This window comes from Sphingobium sp. Cam5-1 (assembly GCF_015693305.1).
Classification (GTDB): domain Bacteria; phylum Pseudomonadota; class Alphaproteobacteria; order Sphingomonadales; family Sphingomonadaceae; genus Sphingobium.
This window is the reverse complement of sequence record NZ_CP065138.1, coordinates 2,795,139-2,809,977: the sequence shown is the minus strand read 5'-3', so window position 1 is coordinate 2,809,977 and position 14,839 is coordinate 2,795,139. Positions and strand designations below refer to the sequence as shown.

At 61.0% G+C, this 14,839-nt stretch carries 12 protein-coding genes; 9 read left to right on the top strand and 3 right to left on the bottom strand.

Going from position 1 to position 14,839, the window contains the following annotated elements; genetic code table 11:
• Positions 1-430: 430 nt before the first annotated feature.
• Positions 431-1,186: a LuxR C-terminal-related transcriptional regulator gene (locus IZV00_RS13945; RefSeq protein WP_196225174.1), complete on the top strand. Its 756-nt coding sequence runs from the start codon at positions 431-433 to the stop codon at positions 1,184-1,186.
• A 196-nt stretch (positions 1,187-1,382) separates the two neighbouring features.
• On the top strand, positions 1,383-2,723 hold the full coding sequence (locus tag IZV00_RS13940) for an O-antigen ligase family protein (protein WP_196225173.1): 1,341 nt from the start codon (positions 1,383-1,385) through the stop codon (positions 2,721-2,723).
• A 450-nt stretch (positions 2,724-3,173) separates the two neighbouring features.
• Here IZV00_RS13940 and IZV00_RS13935 read toward each other — a convergent pair whose 3' ends face one another.
• A complete protein-coding gene (locus IZV00_RS13935) occupies positions 3,174-5,474 on the bottom strand; it encodes a GumC family protein (RefSeq protein WP_196225172.1) in 2,301 nt (766 codons plus the stop codon).
• 323 nt (positions 5,475-5,797) lie between these two features.
• On the opposite strand from IZV00_RS13935, the gene IZV00_RS13930 reads away from it, so the two are divergent.
• From IZV00_RS13930 to IZV00_RS13905, 6 genes are read left to right on the top strand one after another with little or no spacing between them, the layout of a single operon-like run.
• Positions 5,798-6,667, top strand: coding sequence for a cytochrome c oxidase subunit II (locus tag IZV00_RS13930; RefSeq protein ID WP_196225171.1), 870 nt, complete (start codon positions 5,798-5,800; stop codon positions 6,665-6,667).
• Positions 6,667-8,385 (top strand): cytochrome c oxidase subunit I, encoded by a 1,719-nt coding sequence (locus IZV00_RS13925; protein ID WP_196225170.1) that lies wholly within the window; start codon positions 6,667-6,669, stop codon positions 8,383-8,385. Before IZV00_RS13930 ends, IZV00_RS13925 begins: the two co-directional genes overlap by 1 nt.
• Positions 8,382-8,981: a cytochrome c oxidase subunit 3 gene (locus tag IZV00_RS13920; RefSeq protein WP_196225169.1), complete on the top strand. Its 600-nt coding sequence runs from the start codon at positions 8,382-8,384 to the stop codon at positions 8,979-8,981. Before IZV00_RS13925 ends, IZV00_RS13920 begins: the two co-directional genes overlap by 4 nt.
• An 11-nt stretch (positions 8,982-8,992) precedes the next feature.
• Positions 8,993-9,688 carry a heme-copper oxidase subunit III family protein gene (locus tag IZV00_RS13915; protein WP_196225168.1) on the top strand — a complete coding sequence of 232 codons (696 nt, stop codon included), beginning with the start codon at positions 8,993-8,995 and terminating at the stop codon, positions 9,686-9,688.
• A 5-nt stretch (positions 9,689-9,693) separates the two neighbouring features.
• Complete coding sequence (locus tag IZV00_RS13910) at positions 9,694-10,047, top strand: cytochrome C oxidase subunit IV family protein (RefSeq protein ID WP_196225167.1); 354 nt, start codon at positions 9,694-9,696, stop codon at positions 10,045-10,047.
• 4 nt (positions 10,048-10,051) lie between these two features.
• Positions 10,052-10,726, top strand: a complete 675-nt coding sequence (locus IZV00_RS13905; RefSeq protein WP_196225166.1) for a c-type cytochrome — start codon at positions 10,052-10,054, stop codon at positions 10,724-10,726.
• 51 nt (positions 10,727-10,777) lie between these two features.
• Here the strand turns inward: IZV00_RS13905 and IZV00_RS13900 are convergent, their stop codons facing one another.
• Complete coding sequence (locus tag IZV00_RS13900; protein WP_196225165.1) at positions 10,778-11,578, bottom strand: DUF2189 domain-containing protein; 801 nt, start codon at positions 11,576-11,578, stop codon at positions 10,778-10,780.
• A gap of 313 nt (positions 11,579-11,891) precedes the next feature.
• Between IZV00_RS13900 and katG the strand changes: the two genes are divergently transcribed.
• Positions 11,892-14,141: a catalase/peroxidase HPI gene (gene katG / locus IZV00_RS13895; protein ID WP_196225164.1), complete on the top strand. Its 2,250-nt coding sequence runs from the start codon at positions 11,892-11,894 to the stop codon at positions 14,139-14,141.
• Between the two features lie 57 nt (positions 14,142-14,198).
• Here the strand turns inward: katG and IZV00_RS13890 are convergent, their stop codons facing one another.
• Complete coding sequence (locus IZV00_RS13890) at positions 14,199-14,816, bottom strand: hypothetical protein (RefSeq protein ID WP_196225163.1); 618 nt, start codon at positions 14,814-14,816, stop codon at positions 14,199-14,201.
• Between the last annotated feature and the right edge of the window lie 23 nt (positions 14,817-14,839).

The window sequence follows — 14,839 nt, the reverse complement described above, 5'->3', positions numbered from 1 at the left end:
GCCTTCGCCCCGAATGATTTGCGGGAGGAAGCTGGATTAAGTCTTTTGGCTAATTGACATGTGCGGCGGGCCGTCCCTGCCCCCGGCATCGACTGATCGGCTGAATCCAAGCCGCTGCCAGAAGATCATTTCCACAATAGGTTACGCGCGAATCGCACATGCTGTTCAGCACATGTCATCAGGCCACCCTAAAGGAGAGCGCTTCCTTGCTATTTGGGATGGTTCAGACAAATTCATGAATAGACAAGCGGTTAGCAAAATCGCGTCAACGCCCGATCTTCACGTAAGTTAAGTTTTCCCAAAATGTTGCACCTATTGTTCAACGCTGCATTTATGATACTCTCCGGCTCGATAAGACAGGGGTCGCCTTCAGCAAGTGCTTTGCATTCAATCCATCACGGTCTGTCTGTGATGTTGAGGGAGGCGGACGATGACTATGGATTCAGATGTTGTGCTTGTGGGCGGAAGCTCCATCGTCAGAGAGGGGCTCCGGCGGCTTCTTTCGTCACAACAGCGTCAGATACTCTATACCGGGGCCAGACTGGACGAGCCTTGCCCCGCCAACGTCGCCGATTCCGACTGCCTTTTGCTGCTGATTGAAGATCAGGACATGGAATGGAACGGCGCGGCGCTTGCCCAAGTGCGCGAATATTATCCCAGCGCGCGGATCGCGATACTCGCCAACAAGTTCGATTTCGACGCAATGCTGGATGCTTTTCGATCGGGCGCCGAAGGTTATCTGATCAATGACCTGTCATGCGAACGATTAGGCGGGTATCTCGACCTGATCGCGTTGGGGGAAAAAATCTTTCCTTCTCAACTGGCCCAGAAGCTGATCGATCAATCCGCCGTCTGCGAGGAAACGCCCAACGCTGTGTCGATCGACTGCGCCAATCTGTCGGCACGGGAAATGGAGATATTACGGCGCCTGATCGCAGGGTTGCCTAACAAGGTCATCTCTCGTGAGCTTTCGATCAGCGAAGCCACCGTCAAGGTTCATGTGAAAGCGGTCCTGCGCAAGCTGCGGGTGTCCAATCGCACCCAGGCGGCAATTTGGGCAGCAGGACAGGGACTGCATGGTCAGGCAGCTGACAGCGCAACGCCCTCATCGCCCAAGGCAAGCCCCGCCGCTTTCCCGCCGAGGGGCGCCACGCGCGGCACCGCCGATTGTTCGGCAAGCGTGTGACGACCGCCGGAGGACAAAGGCAGCATTTTCACGGGCGGCGATAACCATCCGTTTTCATTGCCCGACCCCCTACCCAATCGGATATCGTGCCCTGCCCTTTTGAACGCCGGGCAGGCATTATGTGCAATGGACTAAGTCAGGCCAGATTTGCATCCTAGTTGCGGAACAAGGCAGAAAAATAGCCGGAGCGCGAGGCGTGCAAACCAGTCAGTATCAGGCAAGCCATTATCCATTGCCCGGCGGCCGTCGTGCCAGCCCCGCCCAGGAACGAACGCAATTCTGGACGGACGAACTCCACAGATGGGAATTCGTCCTGCTGCAAGGCGCGGTGTTTTTCGCGCCTTATAATGCCTTCCGCCATCCAAGCCTTTATATAACCATAAGCGACGTGATGTTCGCAGGCGCCTTCTTCCTGCGTGTGGCGACAGGTAGGGTGGCGTCGCCCTTCGCCAGTCTGACCTGGCTCTGGGTGCTGGGGCTGCTGATGCTCAGTGGCGGCCTTTTCATAGGGAGCGTTTTCAAAGGCGATATGACCCGATGCCTGGTGTTGGTCACGCAATATTCCTTCGCCTATCTGCTCGTGCCGCTCGTCTTGCTGCGTCGGCCGGAGGAAGAAGTGGTCCGCCTCATAAAATGCGGGATCTGGGGCATGGTGGTCATGTGCGCGCTGGGGGCGATGGTCTACTCGGCCGGCTATTACAGCACCGACAGGGAACAGATGGCCCTCGTCACGGGCAACAAGCGGCTACAGGGTTTTGCGGGCAACCCCAATGGCATGGGCGTGCTGACGGTCATGGCGATGACGCTCGTCTGGCTGATGCTCCTGTCCAAACAGATGCGGCCGATGACTGCGCTGCCCTGCCTCGCCATTCTCATCACGGGCGTGATCCTGACCAGTTCCAACACCGGGCTTTACAGCATGATCGCCGCCGCGCTGATTTTCTTCGGCGGCAGACGGAATTTCAAAACCCTGATCATCGTCGCATCGCTGGGCGCTGCCGTACTCGCGTTCGGGCAGAGTTATCTTCCCGCGACATTCCAGACCAGGGTCCTTTCCGCCCTGAACTCGGGCGATCTTTCGACCGCGGGCACGTTCGAGTCCCGGCAGGAACTGAACAGGGAAGCGCTGGAGATGGCCGACAAGAATCTCATCATCGGCCTTGGCGCGGATCAGTATCGGCAGGAAAGCCGCTATGGCCTTCCTGTCCATAACCTTTATCTGCTGCTGTTGAATGAAGGTGGCGGCCTGTCTTTGCTCGGCTATCTGGTGCTGATGACCGTTCCGATATTGGCGGGCATCGTGGGATATCGAGCCCGATATGGGAAGCTGGTGCTGCTGACGATCGTCACGACGCTCGTAACCTTCGCCAACGCGGTGATGGGCATGCCGCACGTCTATGGGCGATGCTGGTTCCTGTTCGTCTTCCTGGCCGTCAGTCCCGCACTGATCGGGCCGGGCGTGATCAGCCCTCGCTTCTTGCCTTCGCCCTCACAACGCAGAGGCATGCGCGGCCATCTTCCCCCGCTGGAAAGCTGAAGCCTTGTTGTAGGCGGCATCTGGTTGATCGCCCGCGTCCATAGGCATGATCTTCGATAACCAAGAGCTTGCTCACGCCGACGGGATCGAACAGCCGGTGATGCAGCGCGGGCTTCCTTCGAGTGGTGCTGAGGACAGTTTCAGTGCGAACTGAGATGGGATGCGTTGCCAACTGGCGCATGACATTCTGGTTCAGCGGCGCTGTGCGAAAGCGGTGGGAAGAATGCCTTTTCCGTCCCTTGCTCGCGGTCGCTCTCGGACCTTCATCCCGCACGCGCGAGGTTCACGTAGAGAGCCGCATCCGGCCAATCGTGGATGCCGCGACAGAGACACTGGGGAGGTAATGTATTCTGCTTGGATGAACACTAGTCCTGCCTTGTCTACCGCACCGCAGGCCGCCAAGCCAATCCGCGAAAGGCTGCACGAAGGGATCACGCAGCCGTCAGGCCGTCAAGCCATATGGTCCGCGCGATCGCGCCAGCGCGACGGGGCCATCCGTTCATACCAGCGGCGGCGGGTCGGCATCTCGCCACTGAAATATTCCGCTGAATTCATGTAGAACTGGACCGGATCGCCATAACCGCGACGAGCGTGTTCCGCATAATCCACTCGATTGATGACCACCCCGTCCACCGGCTTTTGGAGCACCTGCAACGCCGCGCGCACCTGTTCGATCGTGGTGCGGCCCCAGCGCACGACCAGCAGCGTATGATCGGCCGCGTCCATCAGCATGCGCGAATCCCGCGTGGCGAGCGTTGGAGGCGCATTGATGATCAGCAGATCATAATGCTCCCGCAGATGGTCCAGCAGGTCGTTGACCTTCCCCAGCCGCATGATCGCGGCCGGATTGCGCGCGGGTTCACGCGCGCTGAGGACAACGGGTTCATAGGTGGTGATTCCGGACGGCTGCTCCGCGCCTGGCCTTTGCGTCAGGGCGAGCGTTGGAAGCATATGTCGCGCATCGACCGCTCCGCTGAGATAATCAATGAGGTCCGGCTTCCCCCCCGCATCATCGGAAGGACGCAGCACGTCACTGGGACGACGCAGATCGAGGTCGATCACGATCGCACGGCGGCCCATGGCGACGGCTGCAGCCAACAGGGTAAGGGTGACGGTCGATTTGCCGTCTCCGGTGATGGGTGAGGTGATCAGAAGAGTCTGCGCCCTTCCCGGCTGGGCCAGTTCGGCGACCTCGCTTCCCAGCCCACGCGCCACCTCGGCAAAGAGCGACTGCGGGTCCTGAAGCACCGGATTCGCCTTTGCCGACTTCAGGGCGTCGCCATCCAGTTCAGGCAGCAGGGCAAAGGTGCGCAGGCCGAATTGATGATATATCTGCTCGGCATTCCAGAGGCGATTGTCCGTCAGCTCGATGCCGAACACCACCAGCAGTCCCAGGATCAGCGATCCGACGAACGCGGCGAAGGTTGCGGACTTGGGCCGGGGCGAAATCGGGTCCTGCGGGACGGCGGCGGGCGACATCAGGCGCGAATGGATGCCGGATGCCGCGAGGCTGGCCTTCACCTGCTGCGCACGCGTGCTCATGGCGGTGAAAGCACTGCGCGCGGCTTCCGCATTGCGTTCGAGCGAGTTCAGCTCGACCGTCGCGGCGGTGTTCGCGAATGCCTTGCCAGTGATCGAACGGAGCGTTCCTTCCAGCTGGCCTGCGCGCGATGCGGCAGAGGCCGCCTCGCTCCTCGCGATGCCTGCTTCACGGGCGGCGGAGTTCTGCGCCTGCGTGGTTGCTGCGGCGATGACCCTGGCCTGTTCCTGCTGCATGTTGCCGGTGGTTTCCGCGATCTGCGCTTCTACTCCGCGCATCTTGGGATGTTCGGGCCCATACATCATGGCCAGTTCGCTGCGCGTGCGGTTCAGGTCGTCCAGTTGCCGCCTTTGCTGGTCAAGCAGAGGGGACGTCGCGCCAGCCGTCGTGATGTTGCTCACCGCGCTCGCGATGCCAGCTGCTCGCGCGCTTTGCGCGGCGCGCATGGCGGCGGCGGAGGCGGCTTCGGTAGCGATCCGGTTGATCTGTTGATAATCCTCCGACCCGCCAGCGCCGGTAAGCATCTGATGCTGGCGGCGAAAATCGGCGACCGCCTGTTCCGCCTGATGCGCCTCGGTCGCAAGCCGCGTCCGCTCGTCGTCCAGCTGGCTGACGATTTTGCTCTGCCGGTCGTCCCACATGACGGATCGGTAGGCGGCAAGGCTGGCGGGATATTGATTGGCGATTTCCGACGCCAGGTCAGCCGACTCGGATCGCACGGTGATGTCGATGAAGTCGGAATCCTTGGAGCTTGAAATCGATGTGCTGGATATCAGCCTGCTAGCAAGGCGGGACAGGCGGCCGTTATCGACGACGGCGTTGGCGGGAAGCGGCGTTTCGACGAAGCGCGGATCGGACGCGAGCTTCAAATCCTGCACCACGCGTTCGGCAAGGGAACGGGACCGGTAGATGCCCGCTTCGTTGGCGACGCGCTGCTGGTTACGCGCGGCCATGTCGGGCGATCCGCTGTCGTCATTCAGTTCGACCTGCACCGTCGCCGTCGCCTGATAGATGGGCGTCGAGGTCAACTGAACCACCAGCACGATAAGGACCGCGAAGAACACGATCGCGCCGAGCAACAGTTCGTGCCGCCGGATGATCTTGATGACCTGGCGGGCCGACAGGCTGGAGGGCCGGGAGCCCCCATCCATCGGCCGGTCAGACATTGCCTCGAGCAGGGGCGCGTTCAGCGTTCCCGATTGCGATAGCATGAATAGATCCTCCACAGCGGCATTCTGACCTCATTGGCCGCCGACCCTCCCGCTTTTGCCAGGTCCGATCAAACAATCTTCGGTCGCAGAGCGCAGGAATAATGATTAACCCCTTCGGGCATCGCGTGACGCAAGAGGCGCAGCCCTGCCCCCTTCCGCGCACCGCGCGCGGCAGTCTTCAGTCCGGAAAAGCGGCATCACGGCTAACCACTTTCACCCGGTGCGATTTTTCTATAGATTACCAATACGGTTATTTCCGGGGCGACTCGATAAAAGCCGGGTCAATGGCTGTGAGGCGCGCCTGCATTGATGGGAGAGAGCCTGTGCCGATTGCGATCGCCATCGCCATGCTGGTGTTTGGTTCGGTCGCATTTCACCTGTTCAGCCCATGGTGGCGAACGCCGATCGCTTCAAATTGGGGCTCCATCGATTCCGCGCTGGACGTAACGCTCTGGATTTGCGCGGCCGCCTTCATCATCCTCAATCTGTTCCTGGCCTGGGTGCTGGTCCGCTACCGGCACCGCACCGGGCACAAGGCGCATTATGAACCGGAAAACGCCTCATTGGAGAAAGGGCTGACGCTCTGGACGGCGATCGGCATCGCCGGGATGCTGGCTCCGGGTCTGGCCGCATGGGGCCGCTATGTTTCCGTGCCGCAGGACGCCACGGTCATCGAGGCGGTGGGGCAGCAGTGGCAATGGTCCTTCCGCTATCCCGGCCCCGATGGGGTGCTGGGTGCCGCAGCAGTCAAATATGTGACGCCTGACAACGCGCTCGGCCTCGATCCGCTGGACCCGTTCGGACGCGACGATCTGTTGGTCGAGGCGGGCGACCTGCATCTGCCTTTGGGCAAGCCGGTCAAGATGGTGCTGCGTTCCAAGGATGTGCTGCACGACTTTTATGTGCCGGAGTTCCGGGCAAAGATGGATCTGGTGCCCGGCATCGTCACCTATTTCTGGATGACCCCGACCAAGGTCGGCACGTTCGACATCCTCTGTGCCGAACTGTGCGGCACGGGCCATCATGAGATGCGCGGGCGCGTCGTGGTGGAGTCGCCCAAGGCGTTCACCGCCTGGCAAGCGCAGCAGACGAGCTTTGGGCAAATCCTGGCCGAAACGCCGCCCGCCGCCATGTCCATCCTGCTGATCAAGGCGAATGCCTGCAGCGTCCCCGCGTCCTGGAGCAAGAGTTGATGGCTACCACCCTGGCTGACGACCTGCGGCCGCTGCATCATCCCCACAGTTGGGTCACCAGATATGTCTGGAGCCAGGATCACAAGGTCATTGCCATCCAATATAGCCTGACCGCCATCTCGATCGGACTGGTTGCGCTGGTGCTGTCCGCGCTCATGCGGCTGCAACTCGGCTTTCCCGGCGCCTTCCCCGCGATCCAGCCGGACAATTACCTCCAGTTCGTGTCGATGCACGGCATGATAATGGTTGTCTATCTGCTGACGGCGCTTCTGCTGGGGGGCTTTGGCAATTATCTCATCCCGCTGATGATCGGCGCGCGGGACATGGTGTTCCCGTTCGTCAATATGCTGAGCTACTGGCTCTACCTGCTGTCGGTCATCGTGTTGGTTGCGGGCTTTTTCGTTCCGGGCGGCCCCACGGGCGCGGGATGGACGCTCTATCCCCCGCAGGCGATCAGCGCGGGAACACCCGGGCACCAATGGGGCATCGCCACCATGCTGGTGAGCCTCGCCATCTTCGTCGCCGCTTTCACCATGGGCGGGCTCAACTATGTGACGACAGTGCTGCAAGCGCGCACGAAGGGCATGACGTTGATGCGGATGCCGCTATCGGTCTGGGGCATCTTCACCGCGTCGATCATGGGTCTGCTCGCTTTCCCAGCGCTGTTCGTCGCGGCGATCATGATGTTGTTCGATCATTTCGCGGGCACCAGCTTCTTCATGCCGACCATGCAGTCGATGGGAGCGATCACCCCGACCGAGGGAGGAAGCCCCCTCCTCTTCCAGCATCTCTTCTGGTTCTTCGGCCATCCCGAAGTCTATATCGTCGCCCTGCCCGCCTTTGGCATCGTATCGGACCTGATCAGCGTCCACGCCCGGCGCAACATCTTCGGCTATCGCATGATGGTGTGGGCGATCGTCATCATCGGCGCCTTGAGCTTTCTCGTTTGGGCGCACCATATGTATGTAAGCGGGATGAACCCGTATTTCGGGTTCTTCTTTGCAACATCGACGCTGATCATCGCGATCCCTACCGCGATCAAAGTCTATAACTGGCTGCTGACCCTGTGGCGCGGCGACATTCATCTGCGGGTGCCGATGCTGTTCGCCATCGCCTTCATCTTCACCTTCATTCATGGCGGATTGTCGGGACTGTTCCTGGGCAATGTCAGCGTCGACGTGCCGTTGTCCGATACCTTCTTCGTCGTCGCGCACTTCCACATGGTCATGGGCGTGTCGCCGGTACTGGTGATCTTCGGCGCGATCTATCACTGGTATCCCAAGATCTTTGGGCGAATGTGGAACGAGACCTTGGGCAAGCTCCACTTCTGGATCACTTTCCTGGGTGTCTACGCGATTTTCCTGCCGATGCATTATCTGGGCATATTGGGCGTGCCGCGTCGTTATTATGCTCTGGGCGAAACCGGGTTCATCCCGCCGTCGGTGCACCTAGCCAATGAATGGATCAGCATTGCGGCGCTGATCGTCTTTGCGGCGCAGGGACTGTTCTTCTTCAACATGATCTGGAGCCGGTTTTGGGGACCGCGCGCGGACCCGAACCCGTGGGGCGCGGCGAGCCTGGAATGGCAGACGCCGCAGACGCCGCCAGCGCATGGCAATTGGGGACCGACGCTGCCCACCGTGTATCGCTGGCCCTATGACTATAGTGTGCCCGGCGCACCGCGCGACTTCATTCCCCAGACGGAACCGCGCTCATGACGATCCTTTCGCGCCTTGCGGAAAGAAGCTGGGAACCGGCGAGCGATCGTGACCCGGCGTCTCCATCCGGGAGCCGCCCGTCCGCCGGGAGCGTGGGGCTCCGCGTCTATTTCGCCGTCGCAATGGTCATGTTCTCACTGCTCGGCGCGGCCTATTTCATGCGTATGGGGCTGCACGCCGCCATGGGGCATGCGGACGACTGGGTCGCCATGCCCGATCCGCCGCTGCTCTGGATCAACAGCGGGATATTGGTGGCAAGCAGTATCGCGTGGGAGTTGGCGCGCCGATCCGACGCGGCTGGACGGGCGGCAAGCGCTTCCCTCGTGGGTGCTGCGCTCGGCCTGGCATTCCTCTTCGGTCAATGGCTGCTGTGGCGGCACTATCTTGCGCAAGGCTATTATCTGTCATCCAATCCGGCCAACGCCTTCTTCTATCTGCTGACGGCGCTTCACGGTCTTCACATCGTCGGAGGCCTGGTAGCCGCCGCCTGGGTGCTGGCGGAGCGAAACCCCGGCCATATCCGCCTTTGCGCAGTCTACTGGCATTTCCTGCTCTTCATCTGGATTTTGATTGCCGCCCTGCTCGTATCGACATGAGGTCCATCACCATGGCTCACACGGTGCCCGACGGAAGAGACAAGGAGATTATCACTCCCGCCCTGCGGGAGATTGTCGCCGACTGGTCGGGCGATCAGGAAGTCTTTCGCCACACCCATTGGGGCAAGGCGATGATGTGGATTTTCCTGCTGTCGGACACATTCATATTTTCCTGTTTCCTGACAGGTTACATGACGATGCGGGCCTCGGCCGTGGAGCCATGGCCCAATACAGCGGAAGTCTTCGCGCTCAATATAGGCGGGCAAGACATTCCGCTGGTCCTGATCGCGATCATGACCTTTGCGCTTATCAGTTCCAGCGGCACCATGGCGATGGCGGTCAATTTCGGCTACCGGCGCGACCGGCGAAAGACAGCTATCCTTATGCTGGTGACGGCGCTGTTCGGCCTGACTTTCCTGTCCATGCAGGCGTTCGAATGGAGCAAGCTGATCTTCGAGGAAGGCGTGCGCCCCTGGAGCAATCCGATGGGCGCACCGCAATTTGGCGCAAGCTTCTTCATGATCACCGGCTTTCACGGTCTGCATGTGACCTGCGGCGTCATCCTGCTGCTGATCATCGCCTCCAAGGTGGCGCGCGGGCATTATGACAGAACGGGCGACTATAGCCCGGTGGAGATCGCCGGACTTTATTGGCATTTCGTCGACCTCGTCTGGGTCTTTATCTTCGCCTTCTTCTACCTGTGGTGATGTCCATGAAGCATGAGATAGCCAGCAGCGACAGCTCCATCGTCCATGACGGGCAGCATCATCCGATCAGCCTCTACCTGAAGGTCTGGGGCTATCTCTTCGTGCTAAGCGCCATGTCCTACATGGTCGATTATATGCATGTGCAGGGGATCGTGCGCTGGATGCTCATCATTCTGTTCATGCTGCTCAAGGCCGGGCTGATCCTGTCCATCTTCATGCATCTCGCCTGGGAAAGGCTGTCGCTGATCTACGCGATCCTCGTGCCGCCGCTGCTGCTGCTGGTGCTGGTACGGATCATGACGATCGAGGCGGATTATGCGTACTGGACGCGCGCGATCTTCATGGGTGGGGGAGGATGAAGCCATGAACCGGATGCGCTGGCTGGTGACGGGGCTGTGCGTCGTGGGGGCCACGGGCGCGCTGTGGAGCTTCAACTGGTTTGCCGGGCGGCTTTATCCAGATGCCGATGCAGGCTCGCTTGCCTACAAGCCCGCCGACGACATGCCGCCGCGCGTGGACATGGCGTCGGTGCAGCGGGACTGGCCGTCCAGCCTTGGCGACCCAGGCGAAGGCAACCGGCTGATCGCCTATCATCGGGATATGCGGGGCAAAGCACCTGCGCCATCGTCCGGCGCTGGCGCGGCTCCTGCGGCGGCGCCAGTCGATCTTGGCACATTGCTCGCCAGCGCGGACGCGAATGCTGGCAAGGCGAAGACGCAGCTCTGCGCCAGTTGCCACGACTTTGGCCAGGGAGGACCGAACCGCATCGGGCCTAATCTGTGGGGCGTGGTAGGGCGACCGGTCGGTAGCCATGCAGGTTTTGCCTATTCCCCTGCGATGAAAGCGCATGGGGGCAGTTGGACCTACGACCAGCTATTCGCGTTCCTCGCCTCGCCGATGCGGAATGTGCCGGGAACGAAGATGAGCTTTGCAGGGCTTCGCCGTCCGGAAGATCGGGCGGCTGTCATCAAATATCTGGCGACGTTGGGAGGCGGAGCGCCACCCCTGCCGAAACCGGCCGCGCAAGCCGGTCAATGACCTGCCCGACACCCGCTCCCGAAAAATGGAGCAGGTGTCGTCAGCGCAACCTCAGCGCACGACCGCGCGCGTGTAAAGATGCCAGGTCGAATATCCCAGCAGCGGCAGCACGACGGCAAGCCCGACGAGCCCCGGCAACGCGCCAAGGATCAACAGCCCGACCACGATCAGCCCCCAGGCCGCTACGGTCACGGGACTGGTGCGGGCCACCCGAACCGATGTCCGCAGCGCGTTGCCCCAACTGACCTTTTTATCGATGATCATCGGGAAGGACACCACGCTGACCGCCAGCGTGATGATGGCGAAACACAGGCCGACAAGATTGCCGACGATGATCATCTGCCAACCTTCGGCGGTTCCGAACACCGCGTTCACAAAGGCCCCAAAGGATGAAACGACTTCAGGTCCAAACCGGCCCACGGTCGCATTATAGATAAACCAGGCGGCGGCCAGCCATCCTAGGAACAGCAAGGCCGTAATGCTGGTCAGATCGAACAGCGACGGCGCCGACGGCCCCCGGACCACGTCCAGGAAATGGCGCCAGCGGGAATCCAGTCCATGTTCCCGGCGCCGTGCGAGTTCATAAAAGCCGCTGGCCAAGGCAGGACTGAACAGGACGGAACCCGCGAGCAGCGGAAACAGCAGCGGCAGGATCGACACGCGGCTGGCGACCAAAATGGCGAACAGCACGACCACAGGATAGATCAGCCCAATGAACACCAGATCGCCGCGCTTGGCCTGAAAATCTTCCCAGCCCTGCCGCAACGAGATACGCAGATCATCAAAGCCGATCTTGCGGATTTCATAATCGTCCCGATTGGAAGCCAGATCAGCTGGATGCGTAATCGCCATGGTCGCTCTCCCTTCACGAAGTCACCATGACGGACGCTCAACCTTCATCCTCAGTCGGGACAGGTGACGGGGGCGGCTTGTTAGCCTGCGCAGCGCATCGTCTCGGCATGAGGGACGCCTCATGGCCAACAGCGGCAGATTACACCAAAGCGTAATGGAGCGGAACCAAAAAGCAGCTTATCCTTGCCGTGGGAGCCGTGCTGACGACCCTTCAATAATCGCTTTTATCGATCATCATGACCGATCTTAATCGCTTCCTTAGCTGGCAGGCCAAGTTTAGCCTGCCCCTCTGAATTCAAAAGGAGCCAAAATCATGGACGCGAAAACTGGTGAAAGCCCGCTGGGCTGCCCAATGAAGGAACCAGCTGCGCTGCGGTCACTGCTGGGGCGCACCAACCGCGACTGGTGGCCGAATCAATTATCCCTCGAAATCCTTCATCAAGATGGCGCGCACGCCAATCCGATGGGTGAGTCCTTCGACTATGCGAAGGAGTTCGCGTCGCTCGACCTGGAAGCGGTCAAGAAGGACCTCCACGCGCTGATGACCGACAGCCAGCCATGGTGGCCCGCTGATTATGGGCATTACGGCCCCTTCTTCATCCGCATGGCCTGGCATAGCGCTGGCACCTATCGCACCGGCGACGGACGCGGCGGTGCTTCGTCGGGCGGACAGCGTTTCGCGCCGCTCAACAGCTGGCCGGACAATGCCAATCTCGACAAGGCGCGCCGCCTGCTGTGGCCGATCAAGCAGAAATATGGCCGCAAGCTGTCTTGGGCCGACCTGATGATCCTGACCGGCAACGTCGCCATTGAATCGATGGGCGGTCCCGTCTTCGGCTTCGGCGGCGGACGTGAAGATGTGTGGGAACCGGAGAAGGATATCTACTGGGGCACGGAAGAACAGTGGGTCGGTCATCCCGACAACCAGACCCGCATCCAGCCCGACAAGGAAATGGCGCTGGAAAACCCTCTCGCGGCGATCCAGATGGGCCTGATCTACGTTAATCCGGAAGGACCGGGCGGCAATCCCGATCCGTTGCTGTCCGCGCGGGACATTCGCGAAACCTTTGCGCGCATGGGCATGAATGACGAAGAGACGCTGGCGCTGACCGCTGGCGGCCACACCTTCGGCAAGGCGCATGGCGCAGGCGATGCTTCGAAGATCGGCGCGGAGCCCGAAGGCGCGGACATCGCGCAGCAGGGCCTTGGCTGGCAGAGCGGTCATGAAAGCGGCGTCGGCGATCACACGATCACCAGCGGCATCGAGGGGGCGTGGACGCCAACCCCGATCCAGTGGGACATGAGCTTCTTCCACATGCTGCTCGATTATGACTATGAGCTGGTGAAGAGTCCGGCGGGCGCGCATCAGTGGCAGCCCATCAACCAGAAGCCGGAGGACATGGCGCCGGGCGCGCATAGCCCCGACAGGCGGCTGCCGACGATGATGACCACGGCGGACATGGCGTTCAAGATGGACCCCGAATATCGCAAGATCGCCGATCGCTTCCGCAATGACCCGGACGCGTTCGCCGACGCCTTCGCACGCGCCTGGTTCAAGCTGTGCCATCGCGATATGGGACCCAAGAGCCGCTACCTCGGGAGCGATGTTCCTGCGGAGGATTTGATCTGGCAGGACCCGATCCCAGCGGCGGACTATGCCCTGATCGAGCAGGCAGACGTGGCCGCGCTCAAGCAGGAGATCGCGTCGTCCGGGCTGACCGTATCGGAACTGGTGCAGACCGCATGGGCTTCGGCATCCACTTTCCGGGGATCGGACAAGCGTGGCGGCGCCAATGGCGGACGCATCCGCCTTGCCCCGCAAAAGGATTGGGAGGTCAACCAGCCTGATCAGCTGGCCCGCGTGCTGGGTGTGATGGAGGGTGTCAAGGCCAAGTTCGAGGGCGCAGCTTCCGGCGGCAAGAAGGTCAGCATCGCCGACCTCATCATTCTGGGCGGCTCTGTCGGCATCGAAAAGGCGGCGAAGGATGCGGGGTATGATGTGACCGTGCCCTTCACGCCGGGCCGCACCGACGCGTCGCAGGAGCAGACCGATGTCGAAGGCTTTGCCGTGCTGGAGCCGAAGGTGGACGGGTTCCGCAATTATCTGCCGGTCAGCTATCGCGTACCCGTGGAGGAACTACTGATCGACCGCGCCAACCTGCTGCGGCTCAGCGCGCCTCAGATGACGGTGCTGGTGGGCGGCCTGCGGGTGCTGGGCGTCAATCATGGCGGATCGAAGCATGGCGTATTCACTGATCGACCGGGCCAGCTGACCAACGACTTCTTCGTTAACCTGCTCGACATGGGTACGGCGTGGAAGGCGGAAAGCGATAAGGGCGATGTGTTCGTCGGCAGCTGCCGCGATTCCGGCGAGCAGAAGTGGACGGGCACGCGCGTCGATCTGATCTTTGGATCGAACTCGCAGCTTCGCGCTTTGTCGGAAGTCTATGCGTCGGCCGATGCAGGGCGCAAGTTCGTCGATGACTTCATCGCCGCATGGGTCAAGGTGATGGACGCTGACAGGTTCGACCTTCAACGATCGGCACTGACCGCCACCGCCTGAACACAAAGGCCGCCGCAGCTTTCATGAGGAAGCTGCGGCGGCCAATTTCGTCTAACCTCAATGAAGGTCCCGGCGGCCATAATCCGTGTCGCCAAAGCGGCTGGGCCGCGTCATGTGGGACATGCCGTCAGGTTCGCCAGGTTCGTGCACCAGTTCTTCAAAAAGCGCGCGATAATGGATCATCGCCTGACGCAGATCCTCGGTATCGGCCTCTCCGCGTGCGTGACGTATGGCGATGTCATGGGCCGAGCGATAATTCTGCACGACTTCCGGGTGATAAACGGACAAGTCGGCTGAACGCCTGTCGAAATCGACGATGGGATAGCCGCGCGCCTCCATCACCTCGGTAAGCAGCACGTCAGCGCGTGACACCGCACCTTGAGGATCATCAACGAACTGGTTCTGGACCTTCATCCAGCCATCGGTGAACATGTCGGTTTGCTGCGGGGAAAGGCGGCGCAGCGAAAAGCTGGCCACGCGCTTTTCCCGTTCCTGCAATTCTGCTTCCGCCTTACGGGAGCTGCCCGCCTCCTCGACAGTGCGGTCATATTCAGACCCGAATTTCGATCGCAGATTGGCATGCTGCCGGTTGCGCATGATCAGCACGGCTAACCCGGCCAGCAGAACAAGGACCACCAGCCCAAGGCCGATTTCCAGCGGAGTGAGCGTCACCATGACATCTCCTTGGCCTGTTTTTA